The organism is Aeribacillus sp. FSL M8-0254 (assembly GCF_038008845.1).
Lineage (GTDB): Bacteria > Bacillota > Bacilli > Bacillales > Aeribacillaceae > Aeribacillus > Aeribacillus composti.
Genome location: NZ_JBBOZY010000001.1, coordinates 3618828 through 3641424 on the forward strand (window position 1 = coordinate 3618828; position 22597 = coordinate 3641424).

The following is a 22597-nucleotide window of genomic DNA, read 5'->3' on the forward strand; positions in this document are numbered from 1 at the left end:
GCTTTTGAATAATAAAAAGCCATAGCAGAAGCACTATGGCAGAAAAATGACTTTACTTTCTTTTTGCCACCCAGCCTAATAACATTTCGCGAATCAATTTGCTCGCTGTATTCGCTGTTTGTTCTGAATGGTCATATACAGGTGCGACTTCAACTAAATCAGCGCCGACAACTTTCACATCAGAACGGGCAATTTCATGTATAGAAGCAAGCAGCTCTTTTGATGTAATGCCGCCAGCATCGACTGTTCCGGTTCCCGGCGCGTGAGCAGGATCCAGCACATCGATGTCAATCGTAACATATACAGGTCTTTGTGAAAGTTTCGGAAGAATCTTTTTGAGCGGCTCGAGCACTTCAAATTTGGCAATGTAAAGTCCAGCCTCTTTCGCCCATTCAAACTCCTCCTTCATCCCAGATCGGATGCCGAATGAAAAAATATTTTCCGGGCCAATCAAATCGCTTGCTTTCCGGATCGGAGTGGCATGAGACAGAGGCTCGCCTTCATAATGCTCGCGCAAATCTGTATGCGCATCGATATGAATGACCGCTAAATTTGGATATTTTTTATGCATCGCTTTAATGACAGGCCATGTTACAAGGTGCTCTCCTCCAATTCCGAGAGGAAATTTATCCGCTTTTAAAATTTTGTCCACAAACTCTTCAATCAACTCAATGCTCCGCTTTGCATTTCCAAACGGAAGAGGAATATCGCCTGCATCAAAATATTTTACGTCCCCAAGCTCACGATCTAAATAAGGACTGTATTCTTCCAACCCGATGGAAACCTCCCGAATGCGGGCCGGACCGAAACGGGAGCCTGGCCGGTAGCTGACTGTCCAATCCATCGGCATTCCATAAATGACTGCTTCACTTTCCTCAAAGCTTGGATGGCTTCTAATAAAAACATTTCCTGAATAAGCTTCATCAAATCGCATGGACATCACCCTCCTGTCTGAAAAGGGAGTGTCTAATAAGTGATTTTTACGGCTTATTGACGCCCCCATGAATGTTTTAGAAACGTTGATATATCGGTGTTTATGATTTTTTGTTTTCAATGGGGATTTGCCTTTCTGGACAGCCCCTAAACTGTATTATGCTATTCGCTTTTTGTTCAGTTTTCCTAAAGGCTATTTAATTATTTCGGAAACAAACTTCGGTAAAGCGAATGCAGCTTTATGAATTTCTTTCGTGTAATATTTAGAATCCAAGTCAAAGAAACGATCGTCACTTACCTCAATTGGATCATATTTCTTCGATCCGATCGTGAACGTCCACAGCCCGCTAGGATATGTCGGGATGTTTGCAGTATATAGCCTTGTAATCGGGAAAATCTCTTTCACATCATGATAGACATTTTTTATCAAATCTGCCTTAAACCAAGGATTATCCGTTTGCGCGACAAAAACGCCGTCCTCCTTCAAAGCTTTGGATATTCCTGCATAAAACCCTTTTGTAAAGAGGTTGACCGCAGGACCGACAGGCTCGGTTGAATCAACCATAATGCAGTCATATTGATTTTCGCTTTGTGCAATGTGCATAAAGCCGTCGCCAACTTTCACTTCAACGCGTGGATCATCTAGTTTTCCAGCAATTTCCGGCAAGTATTTTTTTGAATACTCGATCACTTTGCCGTCAATTTCTGCAAGTGTTACTTTTTTTACACTTGGATGCTTCAGCACTTCACGGATAACGCCTCCGTCTCCTCCTCCGACAACTAGCACATATTCTGGCTTCGGATGAGTAAACAACGGTACATGGGCCATCATTTCATGATAGACAAATTCGTCTTTTTGCGAAGTCATTACCATTCCATCCAAGAAAAGCATGTTGCCGAATTCTTCTGTCTCCACTACCTCCAATTTTTGGAATTCGGTCTGTTCTGTATGTAAAGTGCGTTTAATTTTCATTGTAATCCCGAAATGTTCTGTCTGTTTTTCTGTATACCAAAGTCCTCCCAAGATTTAATCTTCCTTTCATATGTTTTTCCAATATCTTTCCCTAATTTGAACAGACAACACGTAAACCTCAAAAAAAGTATAGTGGAATCTATCAAAATTGCAAAGAATAAATTTCATTTTTCATAGGTGGAAGTTTAAAAACTTGCGAATCACCTCATACTGAATAACAAAACGAACGGGCTTAAGAGGTGATGGAAATGGAAGCGATGACGCCAAAAGGCATTCGTCTTACCATCAAAACAATCCGGGCATTATTTTTTATTCATTTTTTTGTTTTTGCTGCGGCAGCTATTTGTATTGCGGTTGTTTTGATTGCGGCTAAAGTACAAGGCGCTCCTTCCATTGTTGTGCCGCAATCAACTGTATTGTACGCAAGCAACGGAACGAAAATCGGTGAGGAGCATCACGGCGGCCGCCGTTTTTGGGTGGAACTTGATGAAATTTCACCCTATTTAATCAATGCGACAATCGCTATTGAGGACAAAAATTTTTATGATCATCACGGTTTTGATTTTAAACGAATAGCAGGTGCTGCCGTTGCCGATCTCAAAGCGATGGCAAAGGTGCAGGGAGCCAGCACAATCACCCAGCAATACGCAAGAAATTTATATCTTGGATTTGAAAAAACGTGGGCTCGGAAAATGACAGAAGCTTTTTATACCATTCGGCTCGAGATGAACTACTCGAAAGAAAAAATTTTAGAAGGCTATTTAAATACAATATATTATGGACACGGAGCCTACGGGGTCGAGGCGGCCTCCCGTTATTACTTCGGCAAAAAGGCAAAGGACTTGACGCTCGCCGAAGCCGCTCTACTTGCCGGCATTCCGAAAGGACCGTACTCCTATTCACCGATGGTGAACTATGATTTATCAAAAAAAAGACAAGAGATGATTTTGCAGACAATGGTCAAACAAGGGTTAATTACAAAAAAAGAAAGTGAACTGGCTGCAAAGGAAAAATTAACGTTCAAAACGAACGAAAACACCAAAACAGAAAAGTTTGCCCCCTATTTTCAAGATGAGGTTATGAAAGAAGTAAAAGAAATATTGCAGGACCACCAATTAATTGAAACAGCCGGTCTGAAAATTTTTACTACTCTTGATCCAAATCTGCAAAAAATTGCTGAATCGACCGTAGAAAAAGTCATGAGGAAAGACTCGGATATCCAAGTTGCCTTCTCGGCAATCGATCCGAAAACAGGCGAGGTAAAAGCTCTAATCGGCGGACGGAATTATAAAGAGAGCCCTTTTAACCGCATGACTCAGGCAAAACGTCAGCCTGGTTCAACGATTAAGCCGTTTCTATATTATGCAGCCTTGGAAAATGGATTTACGCCGTCCACAATGCTGAAAAGCGAGCCGACAACGTTCCATTTTCAAAATGGAACAAACACATATTCCCCGGGCAACTACAATGGCTACTACGCAAATGATGAAATTACATTAATAGAAGCCCTTGCTTTGTCCGACAATATTTATGCTGTTAAAACCCATATGTTTATCGGTATGGATCAATTAATAAAAATGGGAAAGCTTTTTGGAATCGGAGAAAATTTTAAAATGGTTCCGTCGCTAGCTTTAGGAACTTCTCCCGTAAGGCCGCTCGATCTCATGAACGCTTACGGCATTTTAGCGAACGGCGGTCAAAAAATAAAACCGATATTTGTCCGTAAAATCATTGATAAAAATGGAAAAGTCTTATATGAGGCAAATGTTGAAAAGGAACAAATTCTAAATGAACAAACAGCCTTTATCACCGCACATTTAATGACCGGCATGTTTGATCGAAAGCTAAACAGTTATACAACTGTTACAGGGGAAAACATTATCGATCAACTATCAAGGCCTTTTGCTGGGAAATCCGGGACGACAAAGACTGACAGCTGGATGATCGGATTTGCCCCGCAGCTCGTAGCAGGTGTATGGACAGGTTATGACAAAGGAAAGACGATTGACATGGTCGAGGAACGAGCCTATTCGAAAAAAATTTGGGCCGGCTTTATGGAAGAAGCGTTGAAACATGAACCTGTAAAACAATTTAAGCCGCCTGAAGGAGTTGTCGGCGTTTATGTCAATCCGGAAAACGGGCTTTTAGCGACGAAAGAATGTCCCGTCTCCCGCCTTGCGTATTATGTGAAAGGCACGGAACCAACAAAATATTGCATGGAGCACCTCGACAATATGGAAGAGCCGAAAAACAGCGGGCGGAAAAAAAAGGATGAACCATTATGGAGAAGGCTTATGCCGTGGTTTTAGACATATAGGCAAAATAAGGGTTTGCGCATAGTCTTGACGCAAGCCCTTATTTATTTTTCAAAGAAGATGCAGCTCCTATGATATACTATAAAAAAGGACGATATATATTCAGATGTCATAACAAGAGGCCAGTCCTTGTAGAAATCGACCGATTACATGTATGCTACAGCTCTTATATTTTTCGAAAGCTTCAGCGAAAAATCTGAGGAAACATAAACGAAATAGCCGATTTCTACTATCCTTTTCATGCTTAAAAACACACGACTGAAAGGATTATCACAGCAATGAACGAATTATTAAAACAGCCGGAATGGAGAATCATCGATCATTCAAGCTTAGGACTCTTTTTTGATGCCAAGCAATCATTCGCTTACGATGATACGTTGTGCACGACAGTCGGGAGCGGTATGTCCCCTGCGACAGTCCGCACTTGGGTGCATCATGATACGATTGTTCTCGGCATTCAAGATACAAGAGCCCCGTTTTTAAAAGATGGAGTAGATTTTTTAAAAAAACAAGGATATAAAGTCATCGTTCGAAATTCCGGCGGGTTGGCTGTTGTTTTGGATGAAGGGATTTTAAACGTATCGATCATTTTACCGGAAAAGGAAAAAGGAATTGACATTAACCGTGGTTATGATGCAATGAAGGATTTAATCTGTTTCATCTTGAAACCGTATGGTGCAGAAGTCGAAGCAGGAGAAATTGTCGGTTCATATTGTCCCGGGAGCTACGACCTCAGCATTCACGGCAAAAAATTTGCCGGCATTTCTCAGCGCCGTCTTAAGAGAGGCGTAGCGGTTCAAATTTATTTATGCATCACAGGAAGCGGAGCAGCGCGCGCAAACGTGATTAAACAGTTTTATGACAAGGCGGCAAAAGGAGAAGCCGAACATTTCAAGTACCCAAACGTAAATCCGAGCACGATGGCGTCTTTACATGAATTATTAAAGGTGAAGTTAACCGTCCAGGATGTGGTGCACGACCTTTTTGCAGCCCTACAACATTTAAGCGGCCGCATTTATTCCTCCAATTTAACCGACTTTGAACTGGAATTGTATGAAGCAAATTTCATAAGAATGATAGAGCGGAATGAAAAATTTTTGCCTAATATGTAAATCGGGAAGGGAGAAAGTTATGTTTAAAAAAGTAGCTTCTGATGTTTTAGGATTAAGTGATATCGGCACGGTGATCAAGCCGGAGGATTATGATAAAGTGGACGCGGATGATTATGTCATGCATGAGGATGGGGAAAAAATCTACTTCCTCATTAAGTCGAAAACCGACGAGTATTGTTTCACAAACAAAGCGTTAATCCACGTTGACGGCACAAGCGCTGTCAGCAAAAAACGAACTTTAAAGCGGTATGACTACTATGCCCACCGCGTTTCAAACGTTGTGCTTGAAACGGCAGGGACTATTGATTTAGATGTAGAAATCAAATTCCAAATTGGAAACACGCCTTTTTCCATTGATGTTCATAAAAAACATTTAGAAGAGCTAAAAGATTTGTATAAAGCGTTGATTAAAATAGAAGAAATTTCAAACGATCATGACAATTATATGGAGTATGCAAAACAAAGTCTGCAAATGGCCGCCTCTGTATTCACCAACAACCGCATTAATGAAAGCAATATTTCCGAGCAATTTAAAGAAATTAACGATATTGCGTTCAATTGGCTGATGAATGCGAAAAAGCAATACAATTTAAAAGATTACGGGTTTGTGTTTGACCTTTTTATCCAGCAATAAACACTAAATAAGTGCTAAAAAATAAATCAAGCAGAGAAAAACAAACCGTTTCTCTACTTGATTTCGTATGTTTGTTTGAAAGTAGCCGGCGAATGCCTGCTACTTTCGGACGTTGCGGCTAATGCCGCAATCCCTTTTTATTTTTTGTATGGCTATTATTCAAAATAATATTGAATAAGATCAGGCTGCCGCTCTTTGTCCTTTAAAAGACGCAGGCGGAGCGTCTTCCGCTATTCCGCCATTTTTTCCAGATTGCCGTTTCGATCCATTTTAAACGTTGTTGTCGGACGTTCTTCTTCCTCAAAGAGAACTAGCTTTCGAGCGCGGTTCATAATCTTCATAAGTGTTTCATAGTCTTCTTGAACTGTTTTCGATTCTTCCTCAAGCTTGGCAACCTTCTTCTCCAACTCTTCGTTTTTCTTAATCAGTTCTTCATTTTCTTTTTTCAAACGCTCGTTTTCTTGCTGCAAAGCCTCGATATGTTCGCTGTTCCCTTGGTAAGTTCTTAAAAATTCAATTACGCTATCCATTGTCAGCTCTACTTTTGAATTGGCTGCAAGCTCTGGATGATTATAATTCTTTGAATTTTGCACCGCATTTACTTCAGTAAAATCACCAGGCGACGCTTCAGGCGGCGTATAAAGCAATCGCTTCTTTGCAGTCTGGCCTTTCCCAAGCGCTCTCATTTTCTGCTTTCTCTGTTTTTTTGCAAGCTGCAAAGCTTTTTCATACTTATGGCGCACAACGGCGTTCCAGCGGAAGCCACAGGCGGCCGACGTGCGGTTCAGCTTATCACCAACTTCTTCAAAAGCGTTTAATTGCGTGCTTCCTTCACGGACATGCCGCAAAACGGTTTCTGCTAATAGCAGATCGTTTTCTTCTGTCCAAGCATCCTGTCTTGTTTTCATTCACTCTCAACTCCCTTATTCTTGAATAATACTATTTGTTCTAGCATCATTTTTCCCAAAAGATTAAAAATATATACAAGGATAGTAGATTTTTACAGAAAAGCGCTGTACTTGATTTCAAAAAAAAGACAAGGTATACTACCCGATAGTGCTTATTCATGAAGAAAGGATTGTTCAAAAGGATGGCAAATGAGTTCCGTGTATGCGACGATTGTAAAGCGCCAAATTTAAAATCGCTTATTCCGAAATTAAAGAATTTGGATCCCGATTGCAAAATTGAAATCGGCTGCCAATCGTACTGCGGGCCCGGAAGAAAGAAAACGTTTGTATTTGTGAACAACCGTCCGGTCGCTGCGTTAACGGAAGAAGAGTTAATAGAAAAAGTGAAAGCAAAGCTTAAAAAATAAGAAACCGCCTTTTAAGGAATGAATGCTTCCTGAGGCGGTTTTTTATTTAAGGTTGTTGAACGACATGGACCCGATTTTCCTTTGTGTCTGTTTAGAATCGCACTTTAAAAAACGAGGTGTTCACCTGAATTTAAACAAGTTATAATATAATCATGTCAAAACGGAAGAGGGAAGAAAATGACCTATGCAAGTGAAAAGCTGCCAGAAGAAAAAGTTTTTAAAGACCCGGTTCACCGTTACATCCACGTTCGCGATAAAATCATTTGGGATTTGATCGGGACAAAAGAATTTCAACGGCTGCGCCGCATCCGCCAGCTCGGGACAACTTTTTTAACTTTTCACGGTGCGGAGCATAGCCGATTCAACCACTCATTAGGCGTTTATGAGATCGTCCGCCGAATTGTTGATGACGTATTTCGCGGGAGACCGGAATGGAACGAAGATGAGAGGCTGCTAAGTTTATGCGCTGCCCTTTTGCACGATGTCGGACACGGTCCCTTTTCTCATTCGTTTGAAAAGGTCTTCCATCTGGATCACGAAGATTTTACCCAAGCCATTATTTTAGGAAATACAGAAATAAACCGTGTTCTCTCAAAGGCAGGGGCGGAATTCCCGAAAAAAGTGGCAGAGGTCATTGCGAAAACATACAAAAATAAGCAGGTTATCAGCTTAATTTCCAGCCAAATTGACGCCGACCGAATGGATTATTTGCAACGAGATGCTTTTTACACAGGCGTTCAGTACGGCCATTTTGACATGGAACGCATTTTGCGCGTGATGAGGCCGAGAGAGGATCAAGTCGTCATTAAATACAGCGGCATGCATGCTGTCGAAGATTATATTATGAGCCGATATCAAATGTACTGGCAAGTATATTTTCATCCCGTAACGAGAAGCGCTGAAGTCATTTTGTCCAAAATTCTCCATCGAGCAAAAGCTCTGTATGAAAATAATTATTCATTCCAAGCAGATCCAGTCCATTTTTATTCGATTTTCAAAGGAGATGTTACAGTCGAAGATTATTTAAAATTAGACGAATCCATCATCCTTTATTATTTCCAAGAATGGCAAAAGGAAAAGGATCCGATTTTAAGCGATCTGTGCAACAGATTTATAAACAGGCGCCTGTTTAAATATGTGGAGTTTCAACCGTCCAATGAACAATTGATGAAGCTGATTGAACTAACGAATTTGTTCAAAAAAGCAGGCATTGATCCGGAATATTATCTTGTTGTCGACTCGTCTTCAGATCTTCCGTACGATTTTTACCGACCGGGCGAGGAAGAAGAACGGCTGCCGATCCATTTGCTCATGCCAAACGGGGAAATACGGGAGCTTTCAAGAGAGTCGGAAATTGTGGACGCCATTACCGGAAAGCGGAGAACGGATCATAAATTATATTTTCCTCTTGATTTTTTAAAAGATTTCTCGGAGAAACGAAACTTGAAAAAACAAATTTTAGAAATTTTGCAGCTAACTGACAAAGATGGATTTATTCTGTAGGTGAGGAGATGAAGGGTGTGTTAACCGAACACGCAAAATTAATGAAAGTGCTGTCCGCTTCGAAAGAGATCATCGGACGAAAAAAACTGCAAAAAATTATATTTATAGCAAAAAAACTTAATTATCCCTTTTATGAAAAATACGAATTCCATTTTTACGGGCCGTATTCAGAAGAGCTGACGCTTCGCATTGAAGAGCTTTGCAACATGGGCTTTATCAATGAAGTAAAAGAAAAAAAAGGCGGCTATTATCAATACAAATATTCCCTTACAAAGTCGGGGCAGGAATTTTTAAGCCATTACGATTTGGACATGCCCGAATTGCAGAATTGCATAAATGAATTAAACGCCCAATCAGCACGTTTTTTAGAACTTGTATCAACCATTTTATATTTTGATCATTTGGACAAGGAAGAAGTGAAGGAAAAAGTATTCACGCTCAAAAAAAAGCAGCGTTATACGGATGAGGAAGTGGAGGAAGCTTATCAATTTATTCAACGATTGCAAGATCACAAATTCAGTGCAAAAATCAGCTGAATTTCCCCCTAAAAAAATATGAAGAAAATCCTTTTTATGTATTTCAACCTTTTTATAGTATACTGTAAGCAAAGGAAATTGTTAGAATAGGAGGGCGCATTTTTGCCGTTTTTATATTACGATTTAGAAGTTATACCGTTTGTCATTATTGCTTTGATCGTCGGCTTCACTATCCATGAATTTTCACATGCATTTGTTGCCTATAAGTTCGGAGATCCGACAGCGAAAAATCAAGGGAGGCTGACCCTTAATCCGATCTCCCATTTAGATCCGATCGGTACTCTTTTAATATTTTTGGCAGGGTTTGGTTGGGCAAAACCCGTTCCGGTGAATCGTTTCTATTTTAAAAATCCCCGCTTATCCGGGGTATTAGTATCTGTTGCTGGTCCATTGAGCAATTTATTCATTGCCTTTCTCGCTTTTTTGCTGCTGAACTTTTTCTTTTCGTTTGGATTATTTGCTGGCTTATCTTATGATGGAGCCAGAATGGTTGAACAATTTTTTAATATTCTTATATCATTAAATATTATGTTGTTTATCTTTAATTTATTGCCGTTTCCGCCGCTTGACGGTTATCGCATCATTGAAGATTTAGCCCCGCCGGACATCCGCGCCAAGCTTACTCAATATGAAAATTACGGAGTGCTTATTTTTTTAATTATTGTTATCACCCCTTTGGATCAATATATTATTCATCCGATATTTAATTGGGGAAGCCGAGCCGTTATCACTCTTTTTCATTTCGTTTTACAACCGTTCTTTTAAAGGAGGGATGTTTACATGACAGAAAAAAAGAAAAAGGTCGAGTTCCAAATTATTAAAAACGATCCAACTGACGGCCATCGCGGCTTTGGAGCAGGCACCCTTAGCCTGGAAAATGTTTCCCCTGTCTTCATTGACATCGAGGAAAAAACGGCATTTGTAGATATTGGCGCAATGCATGCAAGAAGCCAGGTAGAACGCGGCATTAAATTTACTCATGTGAAAGAAGACGTTCCGAACGGAAAACCGTATTGGCTTGTATGGGTAACAATTGACAGAAAAGAAGATGGGCCATATTATGCCGGGGTTACTGCCTGTTATATGACTGTTGATCGCGAGGCAAGACGAGGTTATAAATCATTGCCTGAACACGTAAACCGCATGGATAAATCGCTAAAACGGAACATCATTGTCGACCACATGGATGAAAGCTCGAAAAAAGTTCTTTCCGATTTTCTTCGAAACCATGATGAAGGCATGTGGGAGCGCTCAAGCGATGAATTAAAGCAAAGCCTTTCTGTTTAGAAGCAGAAGGTGCTGTTGATTCAGCAAAAAATGTGAAAAGCAGGGAATTTTTGATGGAAAATTCCCTGCTTTTTGTTTATGCAAGCGCCTGAAGGGCTGTGATTATCGCTAATTTATATACATCTTCAGCGTTGCAGCCGCGAGAAAGATCGTTCACTGGAGCATTCAATCCTTGGAGAATCGGTCCGATCGCTTCAAAGTTTCCAAGTCTCTGTGCAATTTTATAGCCGATGTTTCCAGCTTCAAGGCTCGGGAATATAAATACATTGGCATCACCTTTAATTACAGATCCCGGCGCTTTCTTTTCCGCAACAGACGGCACGAAAGCTGCATCAAATTGAAACTCTCCGTCCAATATTAAGTCCGGAGCCATTTCTTTTGCCAATTCAACTGCTTTTGCCACTTTTTCTGTTTCCGGGGATGTTGCTGAACCTTTTGTCGAGAAGCTGAGCATAGCAACGCGAGGGTCGATATCAAACATTTTGGCCGTTTTCGCGCTTTCAATAGCGATCTCTGCTAACTCCTGACTGGTTGGAGCGATGTTGATCGCGCAATCAGCAAATATATATTTTTCCTCACCACGAACCATGACGAATACGCCTGATGTTTTTTTCACGTTTTGTTTCGTTTTAATGATTTGAAGAGCCGGCCGCACTGTATCTGCGGTTGAATGTGCAGCACCGCTCACAAGCCCGTCCGCTTCCCCTTTATAAACAAGCATCGTGCCAAAATAATTTTCATCCAAAAGAAGCTTCCGTGCTTCTTCTTCTGTCACCTTTCCATTGCGGCGTTCAACAAAGCTTTGAACAAGCTCTTCTATTCCACTGTAATTGGCAGGATTATATATTTTTGCACCTGCAACAGAAATATTTAAACTCTTTGCTTTTTCTTCAATTTCTGTTTCATCCCCAATTAAAATGGGCTGTAACAAATTTTCCTCTGTTAATCGGGAAATTGCTGTTAAAATTCGCTCATCCAATCCTTCAGGAAAAACAATTTTAATATTTTTTCCCGATATTTTATTTTTCAATGCTGCAAAAATGTCTGCCAAAACAAAGTCAGCCTCCTTAATCTTAAAACATTCTTTTAACACGAATTGTTCCATTCACTTTTAGCATACCCCACCTGCTCTTAAATTTAAAATTGAAATATTTCGTCATAGCGCTTTCAACGGCACTTTTTTTATTCTGTCACATAATTGTCATACTGTTTTACCCGGATATTCTCCCCTAAACTGTGGTATAGTAAACTTGTACATAGCCAATATGAGAGGTGACGAAAATGAGTGAAGAAGTTCGTTCAAATGAAGCCGTTGAAACGCTCGATGGTTGGTATTGTTTGCACGATTTCCGCTCGATCGATTGGAGCGCTTGGAAAACTTTATCTAGCGATGAACGCCAGGAAGCTATTCATGAATTTCTGAATTTGTTAGAAAAATGGAGTGCAGTGGAAAAAGACCAACAAGGCAGCCACGCTTTATATACGATCGTTGGACAAAAAGCAGATTTGATGATCATGATTCTCCGGCCAACGATGGAAGAATTGAATGAAATTGAAACGGAATTTAATAAAACAAAACTGGCTGAATATACAAGCCCTGCCTATTCATATGTTTCCGTTGTGGAATTGAGCAGCTACGTAGGCGGCGGAAATGATGAAGATCCGTATCAAAATCCATATATCCGATCTAGACTATATCCTATTTTGCCGAAATCAAAATATGTTTGCTTCTATCCGATGGATAAACGCCGTCAAGGCAATGACAATTGGTATATGCTGCCGATGGAAGAGCGCCGGAGCCTCATGAGAAGCCACGGACTTATCGGCCGCAAGTACGGAGATAAAGTAAAACAAATTATTACCGGTTCTGTCGGATTTGATGACTGGGAATGGGGCGTCACGCTCTTCTCTGATGATGTTTTGCAGTTTAAAAAGCTCGTATATGAAATGCGTTTTGATGAAGTAAGCGCCAGATACGGCGAATTTGGCTCCTTCTTTGTCGGAAACATTTTACATCCTGAAAAAATTGCAGCATTTTTACATGTATAAACCAGTACTGCTTTCAGTACTGGTTTTTTCTGCTGAAGACCTACCAATAGTAAGCAAGCAATCTAGCTGCATGCTTAATGTGCAAGAAAAAATGTCATGCTATACAGGAAGTGTAATAAATCACGATTTATCTCTTTCTTCACATGCAAAAAATAAAAGTACTGGAGATTTGAAGAAAAATTTCAATGGAAGGAATGGGCGAGAGGGTGACTTTTCCCAACACCATGCACCATGCCAAGCGCCATGGATGAATACATATATGCCACTTCTCAAAATATGGGGATGTCCAGTCAAAATCCACTGAAAATAAAACATCATAAGCATTGATATATCAGTGTTTCTAAAACATTAAAGGGGCGTCTATAAGCCGGAAAATCGACTTATTAGACAGCCCCTCATACTTTATAAGCTTCTTTTTTTCTTTTATACAGAACAAAGATGTCGGAATGAGATTTTTTTCCGAATGTCATAAAAAAGACTTCGTCGTCATACATTGGAATGAAAGATTACTATTTAGGCAATGTCTTTTAAAAAAAGGCAGGTGAAAAAATGGCTGTAATTCCCACATACTGAAGAAGATGTAAAGCTATTGGCCAGATTGATGAGAGCTGAAGCAGAAGGAGACGGAGATTTAGGCATGCTTCTTGTAGGCAATGTCGGTGTCAACCGTGTCCTTGCAGATTGTTTAGACTTTAAGGATATACGCACCGTTCGCAGTATGGTGTTTCAAAGCCCCGGAGGCTTCGAAGCCACACAGAAAGGATATTTTTATCAGGCTGCAAGGCAAAATGAAATAGACTTAGCAAGAAAAGTTTTGAAAGGAAACCGCTACAGTCCTGCAGAAACTGCTTTGTGGTTTTTTAAGCCATATGGCGATTGCCCTGCTACATGGTATAACCAATATAACTCAGGACGATATAAATCCCATTGTTTTTATAGTCCTGCACAATCTGTTTGCCCAAGCGTATATAGATTTTAGGAGGTTGAACATGAGCAACAAAAAACAGAACCAACGGCAGCAGCAGGGGTATCCAGTTCCTGCAGTTACTCCTGTACAGCCAACCTATCCGTACGGATTTTACGCGCCCAGCGGGTCTGTTATCGGCGCCCCTCCCTCAGCTCAACCAAGCGGCACCAGCGGTCAAGCTGTACCCGGAATACTTCCGCTTGAAGAATCCTATGTCGAAAACATTTTGCGCTTAAATAAAGGGAAATTGGCCACCGTATACATGACCTTTGAAAACAATCCTGAATGGCCGGCGAAAGTATTTCGCGGCGTCATTGAAGCTGCCGGAAGAGATCATCTCATTTTAAGCGACCCGCAAACAGGAAGGCGATATTTATTGCTGATGGTTTTTTTGAATTACGTCACTTTCGATGAGGAAATCGTATATACATCCCCTCAAAGTCTCGCTTCTTATCCACCAAGATAAGAAAAACGCTAGACAGAGAGAGGCCGGTAGGAATGCTGCAAGACGCTTACAATTTCTTGATCAATACCCTGCCCTCTTGTCTAGTTCTTGTCAAATAGACAAAAGTCTAAGCATCCTTGCTTCTCTAATGAAGCAAGGTTGTTCAGCTTTTCTATGAGCTTTTATTTTCATTTCGATCTTACTTATATAAATAAAAGCACTTAAATTTCAAAAACGGCCAATAAAGCTTTTTTATTTTCCCTTCGACTTAAAACGCATAATCGAGATTCAGAAAAAATTTCCGATTACCTCCCCCATTTCATCCATAGGCGTTTTCCGCATCAATGACAATCGAGTAGGAGGGAGCGATTAACTCCCGTCCTCTCACACCACCGTACGTACGGTTCCGTATACGGCGGTTCAATTAAGATCATTGACGCAAGTCTTTATAACTTCCGTGAATAGCTGTTCTCTTTATGCCAGTGGTCACTCCACCCTCCAAGAGGTCTCCCACGGGATTCACCGCTTCCTTCCTCAAGTGAGGTACTACGTTTTCTGTGTTCATCATGACTCACTGAATGCCAAGGGCTATTCTCTCTTAATTGTTCGGTCCTTCTTAGTAGTTCTAAACCAACTAATACTATGACCTCTGCTGACTTCTGACGGTTCAGCTACTTATCACTAAGTAGGTTATGAAGCGTACTTCACATATCCGCCAGACCTCCCCGGGTAAGTACATGCACTTTCACACCATCTATCCGCCTCATTTACTCGATATGACCTTCGACAGAAAGAGCTTTGTTTTGTTTGGCAAACTCACTCAATCATACCTAGCCTTATATGAGGTTCATGTTCCTCAGACCGGAAGTTTGCCGCTCGCTTCCTTCAGATTCCGCGTCACCACGGACACCCTTGCGTTAAGCTAACTGCTACTTCTGCCTTCGCAGCTCGGGACTTTCACCCTATAGATTACACCCATGCCGGGCGCACCAATAAAAAAACCGGGCGTGAAAATTCCACGCCCAGTTTCTTCTACCAGAATTTAAATCCCGGTGAACTTGGTGCATTTTCAATGATATCGATGACCGGTACTGTATAAGCGATTACAATTAGCACAACAGACAGACCGATCCAAATTTTCCAATTTTCTAGAAGCAATGGCGTTTTTTCCGCATCTTCATGAACTTCACCAACTGGAAATTCTTCCGTTCCTTTTGGAGCAGCCACTGCCAAATTTATAACAATATAAAGAATCATCAAAATGGCAACGAATAAGATGGCTCCGCCAACCGCCATGATAGTTTGATAAGACATCCATTCCAACGCCTGCGGATGGTCTCCATATGTTGTATAAGCGGTCCGCCGAGGAGCTCCAAACAGACCAACTGTATGCATGGCTCCTGACATTAGGAACATACCGATGCACCAGAAAACGGTTTGAATGATCCCTAATTTATTTAATCGCGGTGTTAACGTTCTGCCTGTTAAATGAGGAACCAACCAATAGGAAATACCAAAAAACGTCAACGCTACAGTGGTGGCCACTGTTAAATGGAAATGTCCTGTTACCCATAAAGTGTTATGAACGACTTGGTTCATTTGGTTACTTGCATTAATGATTCCGCCTGCTCCGCCAGGAATAAAAACGAGCATTCCCATAAACGGTGCAAAAAAGCGAACATCTGTCCACGGAAGCTTTTTCACCCAGCCAAACAGTCCGCTGGCCCCTTTTTCTCTTCCGCTTATTTCAAATGTTGCAAACAAAGCGAAAGCTGTCATTAAAGATGGAACAATGACCATAAACGTCAACACAATTTGCAAAAACTTCCAAAACGGAGTGATCCCAGACTCTAGTATTTGATGATGGAAGCCGACTGGGATGGAAAAAAGAACAAACAGTACAAACGCCAGTCTTGCAAGCGAATCGCTGAAAATTTTCCCGCCTATTATTTTTGGAATGATGACGTACCAGCACATATAGGCAGGCAATAACCAGAAATACACTAATGGATGGCCGAAATACCAAAAAAGTGTTCTGCTTAACAGCACATTGATTTTATCGACTAACCCGAAGGACCAAGGAATAAACTGGAATAATACCGTTACTGCTACGCCCAATGTTGCTATGATCCATAAAATCATTGTGGCAACTGCCATAAAGCTTAATAGAGGAGACGGCTTTCCTTCATTTTTCTTTTTCCAGACAGCGTATTGGCTAAACATGCCAGCTCCGCTTACCCAGCTGCCGACTACAACAAGCGTCAGACCGATATAAAACCATGGCGATGCTTTAAGTGGTGCATAAAAAGTGTATAGAACGGTCGCTTTATTTAATAAGATCATAACCGTTGTAATCGCTGTTCCAATCGTCATAAGCCAAAAGCCGATCCAACCCGCCTTTTTGGCAAACGGAGTTAAATCACCTGTCGTCCGACTCATGGAAGCATATAAAAAACCAATGATAAAAAATGTTGTAAAAACAAGTGCCAACAAAACGCCATGAGCAGTCAAAAGCTGATAATACCCGATCCCTGCCGGAAGCTCAAGCGTTCCGCTTCTAACAAAAGCCTGCAATAACCCGGCAATCGCTCCTAAAAACAATGCAATATAACCAACTGCAATATGGGCGAGCGCCAGCTTTCCATCGTTTGGGTGAAGCGCTGTATTTTTCATGCTTTTGTCACCTCAATTTTCGTGCTCATCATTTGGTGCCCAGTACCGCAATATTCGTTGCAAATTATTAAATAGCTGCCGGGTTTATGGAATGTATGTGTAAGCGAATTCACATGTCCCGGGGTCACCATCATGTTGACATTTGTGCCAACGATTTCAAGGCCATGAACAACATCTTTGCTTGTCACGATAATATGAACTTTTGCTCCCTCCGGTATTTTTATGTCATTCGGCATAAAGGCAAAAGCTTGAGAAACTATAACAAGTTCGTATTCGTTGTCTCCAATTTTCTTTAAGCCTGGTTGATTAAACGGCTCTGTCGTGTCTACTTTTTGCGGATCCAATGTGGTCAGATCACTCGGCGGATGATGACCTTGTGCAAATGCACTGATGCCCACGATTGTTAAAAACATCACAAGCGTACCTATACCTATTAATAGCCAAACCTTTTCAAGTCTGTGCAAATGCAAGATGATCCCCCTCCTTTATAATCGTTGAATAAATAAGTAGTAAACTCCAAACCAAGAAAGTATTAAAAAAAGAGCCAGCATAAGAACAGATAAAAAAGTGCCAAATAACGAATATTCTTTCTTTTGAGCAATTTCCTGCTCTTTTTTATCGGAGATGAATTCTTTTGCCACCCATAACACCACCTTTTCTTCTTTTAAAAAAATTGTAGTTTAGCTTACGTTAGTCAATCTGTGAAAAAAATCACATTTTCCATAGTACTTTTTGACAGTATGTTGAACAAAAAACATTGCATTCACACTGAATCTTCTATCATTAGGAAGCTAGGAGCCAAAATGAACGGGACACATTTTTGGATGAAGCTCTGGCTATGACCTTTGAATCGGTTAAGAAGGTCGCCCTTTCATTTCTTTGCACAAAAAAAAAACGCCTGTCCCGATATAGTAGACAGACGTTTATATTTACATATATTTAACTGCAGCAACAGCAAGAAGAACCCATGCAATTAAAAATGAAATGCCTCCAAGCGGCGTAATTGCACCTAACACTTTGATCTGCGTCACACTTAATATATACAGGCTTCCGGAAAACAGGAGAATACCGATGAGCATCAGCCACCCGGCCCAATTTGCATAGCCTGCCTGCGGATGCTGCTGCAAAAACAGAGCCGTGACAAAAAGGCCTATCGAATGGAACATTTGATATTGTACACCTGTTTGCCATGTCTCCAAATATTTTTGCGGAATTTTCCCTTCCAAACCATGGGCGCCGAATGCTCCTAAAGCTACAGACAAAAAAGCACCGACGGCTCCAAGAATGAAAAATATTTTCATCATCTTCACCCCTTTTTCCCTTCATCTTACCTTATCGTCCGTTTTTTTTAAATGAAGATTTTACAGATGACAAGATTTTGTTAGAAATCAAAAATAGATTCTCCATTTGCATCGTCTTCGACCAACAAACGTTCTTTCATTGTCAGCGTTTTGCTGTTTGCATTTCCGATCATTTTTTCCAGCTCTAATGGAGTTATTTCACTTTCGCTTTTTGGCTCTTGAATAGCTGAAAAATCATAATTTTCCTCTTGTTGATCCAAAATAACATCACATAAAGAACGGATGACAAGAAGCCGGGCTTTTAGATCATGAGGTGTTCCTGCTGCCTTTGCCTTTTTCAGTTCCTCCTCCATTTTTCCTATTATGCTTGAGACCGGTATATTCAACTCCTATCGCTCCTTATTGAAAGATAATGATCTTGCTTTTTTTATCATATTTGATTTTTTCCTTATTGACAAACTTGTCTGCTTCATTCACTTTTCATAACAAACTTGTTACAATAAGTAAGGAATTTTTGAGCACAAGGAGGGCCTGCAGATGGACAATCAATATTTGCAAACAATAAACGGCGATTTATGGTTAACAGAAGATGAAAGAGAAAATTTAAAAATCAGCTATAGAATCAAAGAAGTGCTTTTTTCAAAGCAATCCCCTTTTCAACATGTTATGGTATTGGATTCATATGATTTTGGCCGCATGCTAGTGCTAGATGGAGTTGTGCAAACCACTTCTATTGATGGGCATATATATAATGAAATGATTTCCCATATCCCGCTCAATCTCCACCCAAATCCGGAAAAAGTGCTGATCATCGGCGGCGGAGACTGCGGTGTTGCCAGAGAAGTATGCAAATATGATTCAGTGAAGGAAATCGATATGGTGGAAATTGACGAGCTTGTCGTTTCCGCATGCAAGGAGCATCTGCCTGAAGTGTCAGGAAACTTAAGCGACCCGCGCGTAAATTTCTTATTTATTGACGGCGTGAAATATGTAGAAAACAAACAAAATGAATACGATGTGATCATTGTTGATTCTTCTGACCCGATTGGACCGGCAGAACAGCTGTTTTCAAAAGATTTTTATACCAACCTATATAAAGCGTTAAAAGACGATGGCCTCATGGTATGCCAAAGTCAATCGCCTGTTTTCCACTTGGATGTTTTAAAACGGTCTTATAGCCATATTCAATCTTTATTCCCGATTACAAAACTATATACAGCTGTTGTTCCTACATATCCGGGAGGACTATGGAGCTTTACAATCGGATCGAAAAAATATGAAGATGTAAAGTCGGACAATTTTTCGAAAGATACAAAATATGTAAATCAAGCTATTCTCGAAGGGTGCTTTAAGCTTCCTGAGTTTTTGCAGCAAGCATTGAAATAATGGAGCTGGCCCAAAAGTCATTGAAAGTTTGCTTTTTGGGCCTCTATTTGTTTTGACAAAAAAACACACTTTCTAGTAAAAATGCAAGCGTCAAACGAACAATTAAGAAAGAACTGTGTGCTGCAAAATAAAGTACATAATATTGCAATCAGACAAAGACGAGAATTTGCTTAAAGAAACGCAAAAAGTGAGAGGCGATGGTAAAGCACCTCTCACTTAGATAAAATCTCTTTTGCAACTGGGAATTCGCCTATTTGCTCATATTTTTGAAGCAGTTGTTTTGAGTTTGGGTAACGCCTAATACCTCAATCAATCTGGAATGAAATTCTTCTAGGCTAGGCACTTTACCTTCTTGCATATACTCTTTTTGAATTTTGAGAAGGAAAAATGCGATCTCTGCCCGCTCCTCACCATTTAAATCTTTTTTCAGAGCAACGTAATCAATATTAATAATAAGCCAGGAGATATCTTTTGATTACCAATAATCTTTATTAATAGATTTTTAAAAGCTCTACCTAATAATTTAAGTTATAAATTTCTTTATCTAACCTTTCTACCTGATTCTAAAAAATTTCAATCATTCCGAGCTATTTCTATCATCCATACTCGATCTCCTCCTGTTCTTTTCTTTCAACTGGACGAAAGATCAGAATCACTTCTACAATGGCTTTAGCTCCAATTCTTATAGCTGTGGCTCCAAGCGGCTTCTTCATAGCATCGTATCCGAAAAAAGAGCCTTTTGTCCGACGAGGGTGCACAAATCTATTCTTGAAGAAAAACCGAGGCAGAAAGTGCGCCCCGTCATATTAAAGGCAATCGGTCGTTCCGCAGATTTTCTTTTCGAGGGCTTTCGAAAGTCCAAACGGAGTTGGAATTGTGGCCATGGAACACAATCTATTGAAAGCGTCCGGAAAATCATTCACTTTCAACAGAATCTCCAAAAAAATAAAAAGACGGATGAAGAAAAACTTTATGATGTTTCTTCATCCGTTTTATTTTTGGATAGTCCCTTTTTCATGTTTCCACTTATCACGCAAACGGCAGGCAGCAATTAAATGTCATTATCGCTGATGCACCAGTCAATTTCTTCTGATCCGATGGACTTTAAAAATTGATTTGCTTTAGAAAAAGGCCTGCTGCCAAAAAAGCCTCTGTTTGCCGAAAATGGCGATGGATGCGGCGACTCAATGACAAAATGCTTATTCATGTTAATCATTTCTTTTTTCGCCTGTGCATGCCTTCCCCATAAAATAAAGACGACTGGACGCTCTCGCTCGTTTAAACAGCTAATCACTCGATCGGTAAATTGTTCCCATCCTTTTCCTTTATGAGAATTGGCTAGTCCCTGCCTTACCGTCAGCACAGTGTTCAATAATAGAACACCTTGCTTCGCCCATTTGACAAGATGACCGTGGTTTGGAGGCTTGCAGCCGAGATCGTTCTCAAGCTCGATGAAAATATTTTTCAGAGACGGCGGCTGAGCGATCCCCGGCTTTACGGAAAAGCTTAATCCATGTGCTTGATTTGGTCCATGATACGGATCTTGGCCTAAAATGACAACCTTTACTTCTTCATAAGGCGTGTAATGCAAAGCATTAAAAATGTCGTACATATCCGGATAAATCGTATGATGGGCATATTCCTGCTTCAAAAATTCCCGCAGCTCTTTGTAGTATGGCTTTTCAAACTCTTCTTTCAACAGTCCCCACCAATCATTTTTTAAAATCTGCTTCAACGTTTGCCACCCTCTTAGCTTCTACTGATCTATCACTATTTTTAATGTTATGATGATTCGGCTTTTTTTGTCAAAGGGTGACAGCTGTCGCTAATATTTTGCAAAATGTTCCACATGAAACATTAAGGCTTTCGACAGAAGCAAGAGGGCAAAAATCGCAGTAAAGACTGAAATATCAACTTTTTTGCCGTTCCCATTATAAAGTGAGAAGCTTGGTGCCCTAAATGTACGAAAAACATTTGATGCATTTTTATCACGTTTAAACAAGCCGGAATGCTCCAAGATAACGCAAATGTTCTGACGATTCTATTGATTTTCGTCTGTTAGAAACTCGCAGGTAAACGGAATATCCATTCATTTTTAACAATTACCGAATAGCCAAATGAGACAAAGCTCGTCATTGAAAAAATGCTGAAACAGACGGACAAGGCCTACGACATCAAAGGTGCTGCCCCCCTCGATGCTTTAATGTGGCAGACGCCCATAAGGAAGGCATTTTAGGCGAGGGTCATGATCCTGAGGCACACCTCATCCCAATCATTTGCTAGAAGAGGTTTCGAGCTTGATGTCGATACACAAGACGGAAATAATTTTTTTGCTTACTCCTTTATTAAGTTCACAAAAAAATTATTTATGTTTCTTTTTGATTACAAATTTTTTCGTAATTGCAGCTTTTTTTGAATAGTTCTTTGCATAAGCACATAATTTTATAAAGAGAATGGACAGAAAGGACAGGTTTAAAAACATATGAGCATAAAGAAAATCTATATAGGTATCGCATTTATTTCTTGTTTCTTTTTTATTCTTTCATCACCAGTTGCAGCTGAACAAAAGATTGATGGTCAGCTGATCATAATAAACAAGAGCGTAAATAAACTGGCATTTTTTGAAGACGGAATTCTTCAAAGAGTATTTCATGTTGCAACAGGAAAATATGCTCAGCTAACTCCAGAAGGCATTTTCCCCATTGTCACAAAAATTAAAAACCGCCCTTATTTTAAAGAAAAGATTCCAGGAGGAGACCCGAGAAATCCATTGGGTGATCGCTGGCTTGGTCTTGATGCTTTAGGATATTATGGAAATAATTTTGCCATTCACGGCAATAATAATCCAAGATCGATTGGAACGTATGCAAGCAGCGGATGTGTCCGCATGCATAACGCCGAAATTCGCTGGCTCTTTGAAAAAGTTGAGCTGCATACGCCAGTCATTATTCTCAAATCCAATAAAAGCTTTGACGTTATTGCAAAAGAGCACGGATATTATACTGAACAAGGGGTTCCTGTCACTATTCGGAATGGAAGAGTGCTGTTTGCAAGGGAACAGTTAACGAAATCACCCGAAAATATGTATTCACCGCAGGGAGCTTTTGCTAAACAATAAACCATGGGGCGGAGACGGAGCAGGCAGCTGAATTACTCCGTTCCACTCAA

The 22597-nt window shown here is 40.4% G+C and carries 23 protein-coding genes; 13 read left to right on the forward strand and 10 right to left on the reverse strand.

Going from position 1 to position 22597, the window contains the following annotated elements:
• Positions 1-52: 52 nt before the first annotated feature.
• A complete protein-coding gene (gene speB / locus NSQ44_RS17490; RefSeq protein WP_063389049.1) occupies positions 53-934 on the reverse strand; it encodes an agmatinase in 882 nt (293 codons plus the stop codon).
• A 192-nt stretch (positions 935-1126) separates the two neighbouring features.
• Positions 1127-1957 carry a polyamine aminopropyltransferase gene (gene speE / locus NSQ44_RS17495; protein ID WP_082829608.1) on the reverse strand — a complete coding sequence of 277 codons (831 nt, stop codon included), beginning with the start codon at positions 1955-1957 and terminating at the stop codon, positions 1127-1129.
• 197 nt (positions 1958-2154) lie between these two features.
• Here speE (NSQ44_RS17495) and NSQ44_RS17500 point away from each other — a divergent pair, with 197 nt between their 5' ends.
• The 3 genes from NSQ44_RS17500 to NSQ44_RS17510 all read left to right on the forward strand — a co-directional run bounded on the left by NSQ44_RS17500 (position 2155) and on the right by NSQ44_RS17510 (position 5967).
• Positions 2155-4215, forward strand: coding sequence for a transglycosylase domain-containing protein (locus NSQ44_RS17500; protein ID WP_063389050.1), 2061 nt, complete (start codon positions 2155-2157; stop codon positions 4213-4215).
• A 284-nt stretch (positions 4216-4499) separates the two neighbouring features.
• The gene (locus NSQ44_RS17505) at positions 4500-5333 is read left to right on the forward strand and encodes a lipoate--protein ligase family protein (protein WP_094244729.1); all 834 of its coding nucleotides are present in this window, start codon (positions 4500-4502) and stop codon (positions 5331-5333) included.
• 19 nt (positions 5334-5352) lie between these two features.
• Positions 5353-5967 (forward strand): PH domain-containing protein, encoded by a 615-nt coding sequence (locus NSQ44_RS17510; RefSeq protein WP_063389052.1) that lies wholly within the window; start codon positions 5353-5355, stop codon positions 5965-5967.
• Between the two features lie 230 nt (positions 5968-6197).
• Here NSQ44_RS17510 and NSQ44_RS17515 read toward each other — a convergent pair whose 3' ends face one another.
• Entirely contained in the window at positions 6198-6875 is a 678-nt protein-coding gene (locus NSQ44_RS17515; protein WP_066251351.1) for an RsfA family transcriptional regulator, read from the reverse strand.
• Positions 6876-7057: 182 nt separating this feature from the next.
• On the opposite strand from NSQ44_RS17515, the gene NSQ44_RS17520 reads away from it, so the two are divergent.
• From NSQ44_RS17520 to NSQ44_RS17540, 5 genes are all read left to right on the forward strand, one after another.
• Positions 7058-7282 carry a DUF1450 domain-containing protein gene (locus NSQ44_RS17520; protein ID WP_094244732.1) on the forward strand — a complete coding sequence of 75 codons (225 nt, stop codon included), beginning with the start codon at positions 7058-7060 and terminating at the stop codon, positions 7280-7282.
• Between the two features lie 177 nt (positions 7283-7459).
• Positions 7460-8785: an HD domain-containing protein gene (locus tag NSQ44_RS17525; RefSeq protein WP_094244733.1), complete on the forward strand. Its 1326-nt coding sequence runs from the start codon at positions 7460-7462 to the stop codon at positions 8783-8785.
• Between the two features lie 17 nt (positions 8786-8802).
• Positions 8803-9321, forward strand: a complete 519-nt coding sequence (locus NSQ44_RS17530; protein WP_063389056.1) for a YwgA family protein — start codon at positions 8803-8805, stop codon at positions 9319-9321.
• 102 nt (positions 9322-9423) lie between these two features.
• On the forward strand, positions 9424-10086 hold the full coding sequence (locus NSQ44_RS17535; protein ID WP_144597598.1) for a site-2 protease family protein: 663 nt from the start codon (positions 9424-9426) through the stop codon (positions 10084-10086).
• Between the two features lie 15 nt (positions 10087-10101).
• Positions 10102-10608, forward strand: a complete 507-nt coding sequence (locus NSQ44_RS17540; protein WP_340857838.1) for a YwhD family protein — start codon at positions 10102-10104, stop codon at positions 10606-10608.
• Positions 10609-10684: 76 nt separating this feature from the next.
• Here the strand turns inward: NSQ44_RS17540 and pta are convergent, their stop codons facing one another.
• Positions 10685-11659 carry a phosphate acetyltransferase gene (gene pta, locus NSQ44_RS17545; RefSeq protein ID WP_340857839.1) on the reverse strand — a complete coding sequence of 325 codons (975 nt, stop codon included), beginning with the start codon at positions 11657-11659 and terminating at the stop codon, positions 10685-10687.
• 230 nt (positions 11660-11889) lie between these two features.
• Between pta and hemQ the strand changes: the two genes are divergently transcribed.
• From hemQ to gerQ, 3 genes are all read left to right on the forward strand, one after another.
• Entirely contained in the window at positions 11890-12657 is a 768-nt protein-coding gene (hemQ, locus tag NSQ44_RS17550) for a hydrogen peroxide-dependent heme synthase (protein WP_063389059.1), read from the forward strand.
• A gap of 601 nt (positions 12658-13258) precedes the next feature.
• Complete coding sequence (locus NSQ44_RS17555; protein WP_094246392.1) at positions 13259-13636, forward strand: cell wall hydrolase; 378 nt, start codon at positions 13259-13261, stop codon at positions 13634-13636.
• Positions 13637-13646: 10 nt separating this feature from the next.
• Positions 13647-14090 carry a spore coat protein GerQ gene (gene gerQ, locus NSQ44_RS17560; RefSeq protein WP_340857841.1) on the forward strand — a complete coding sequence of 148 codons (444 nt, stop codon included), beginning with the start codon at positions 13647-13649 and terminating at the stop codon, positions 14088-14090.
• Between the two features lie 1011 nt (positions 14091-15101).
• Here the strand turns inward: gerQ and NSQ44_RS17565 are convergent.
• The 5 genes from NSQ44_RS17565 to NSQ44_RS17585 form a co-directional block, all read right to left on the reverse strand.
• A complete protein-coding gene (locus NSQ44_RS17565) occupies positions 15102-16742 on the reverse strand; it encodes a b(o/a)3-type cytochrome-c oxidase subunit 1 (protein WP_094244736.1) in 1641 nt (546 codons plus the stop codon).
• Complete coding sequence (locus NSQ44_RS17570; protein ID WP_063389062.1) at positions 16739-17212, reverse strand: cytochrome c oxidase subunit II; 474 nt, start codon at positions 17210-17212, stop codon at positions 16739-16741. Before NSQ44_RS17570 ends, NSQ44_RS17565 begins: the two co-directional genes overlap by 4 nt.
• Before the next feature lie 15 nt (positions 17213-17227).
• Entirely contained in the window at positions 17228-17383 is a 156-nt protein-coding gene (locus tag NSQ44_RS17575; protein WP_117016867.1) for a cytochrome c oxidase subunit 2A, read from the reverse strand.
• Positions 17384-17671: 288 nt separating this feature from the next.
• The gene (locus NSQ44_RS17580) at positions 17672-18043 is read right to left on the reverse strand and encodes a DUF423 domain-containing protein (RefSeq protein WP_063389063.1); all 372 of its coding nucleotides are present in this window, start codon (positions 18041-18043) and stop codon (positions 17672-17674) included.
• An 80-nt stretch (positions 18044-18123) separates the two neighbouring features.
• Complete coding sequence (locus NSQ44_RS17585) at positions 18124-18429, reverse strand: YwdI family protein (RefSeq protein ID WP_063389064.1); 306 nt, start codon at positions 18427-18429, stop codon at positions 18124-18126.
• Between the two features lie 151 nt (positions 18430-18580).
• On the opposite strand from NSQ44_RS17585, the gene speE (NSQ44_RS17590) reads away from it, so the two are divergent.
• A complete protein-coding gene (speE, locus tag NSQ44_RS17590; protein WP_063389065.1) occupies positions 18581-19429 on the forward strand; it encodes a polyamine aminopropyltransferase in 849 nt (282 codons plus the stop codon).
• Positions 19430-20480: 1051 nt separating this feature from the next.
• Here the strand turns inward: speE (NSQ44_RS17590) and NSQ44_RS17595 are convergent.
• Positions 20481-21164 (reverse strand): uracil-DNA glycosylase, encoded by a 684-nt coding sequence (locus tag NSQ44_RS17595; RefSeq protein WP_063389069.1) that lies wholly within the window; start codon positions 21162-21164, stop codon positions 20481-20483.
• A gap of 747 nt (positions 21165-21911) precedes the next feature.
• Here NSQ44_RS17595 and NSQ44_RS17600 point away from each other — a divergent pair.
• Positions 21912-22547 carry a L,D-transpeptidase gene (locus tag NSQ44_RS17600; protein ID WP_339198048.1) on the forward strand — a complete coding sequence of 212 codons (636 nt, stop codon included), beginning with the start codon at positions 21912-21914 and terminating at the stop codon, positions 22545-22547.
• Positions 22548-22597 lie beyond the last annotated feature (50 nt).

Bases quoted from the DNA above. Each gene is read 5' to 3' on its own strand.
- NSQ44_RS17515 (WP_066251351.1), bottom strand. From the start codon at position 6,875: ATGAAAACAAGACAGGATGCTTGGACAGAAGAAAACGATCTGCTATTA.
- gerQ (WP_340857841.1), top strand. From the start codon at position 13,647: ATGAGCAACAAAAAACAGAACCAACGGCAGCAGCAGGGGTATCCAGTT.
- NSQ44_RS17600 (WP_339198048.1), top strand. From the start codon at position 21,912: ATGAGCATAAAGAAAATCTATATAGGTATCGCATTTATTTCTTGTTTC.
- NSQ44_RS17555 (WP_094246392.1), top strand. From the start codon at position 13,259: ATGAGAGCTGAAGCAGAAGGAGACGGAGATTTAGGCATGCTTCTTGTA.
- NSQ44_RS17540 (WP_340857838.1), top strand. From the start codon at position 10,102: ATGACAGAAAAAAAGAAAAAGGTCGAGTTCCAAATTATTAAAAACGAT.
- NSQ44_RS17565 (WP_094244736.1), bottom strand. From the start codon at position 16,742: ATGAAAAATACAGCGCTTCACCCAAACGATGGAAAGCTGGCGCTCGCC.
- speE (WP_063389065.1), top strand. From the start codon at position 18,581: ATGGACAATCAATATTTGCAAACAATAAACGGCGATTTATGGTTAACA.
- NSQ44_RS17525 (WP_094244733.1), top strand. From the start codon at position 7,460: ATGACCTATGCAAGTGAAAAGCTGCCAGAAGAAAAAGTTTTTAAAGAC.
- NSQ44_RS17510 (WP_063389052.1), top strand. From the start codon at position 5,353: ATGTTTAAAAAAGTAGCTTCTGATGTTTTAGGATTAAGTGATATCGGC.
- NSQ44_RS17500 (WP_063389050.1), top strand. From the start codon at position 2,155: ATGGAAGCGATGACGCCAAAAGGCATTCGTCTTACCATCAAAACAATC.
- NSQ44_RS17520 (WP_094244732.1), top strand. From the start codon at position 7,058: ATGGCAAATGAGTTCCGTGTATGCGACGATTGTAAAGCGCCAAATTTA.
- NSQ44_RS17505 (WP_094244729.1), top strand. From the start codon at position 4,500: ATGAACGAATTATTAAAACAGCCGGAATGGAGAATCATCGATCATTCA.
- speB (WP_063389049.1), bottom strand. From the start codon at position 934: ATGCGATTTGATGAAGCTTATTCAGGAAATGTTTTTATTAGAAGCCAT.
- hemQ (WP_063389059.1), top strand. From the start codon at position 11,890: ATGAGTGAAGAAGTTCGTTCAAATGAAGCCGTTGAAACGCTCGATGGT.
- NSQ44_RS17580 (WP_063389063.1), bottom strand. From the start codon at position 18,043: ATGAAAATATTTTTCATTCTTGGAGCCGTCGGTGCTTTTTTGTCTGTA.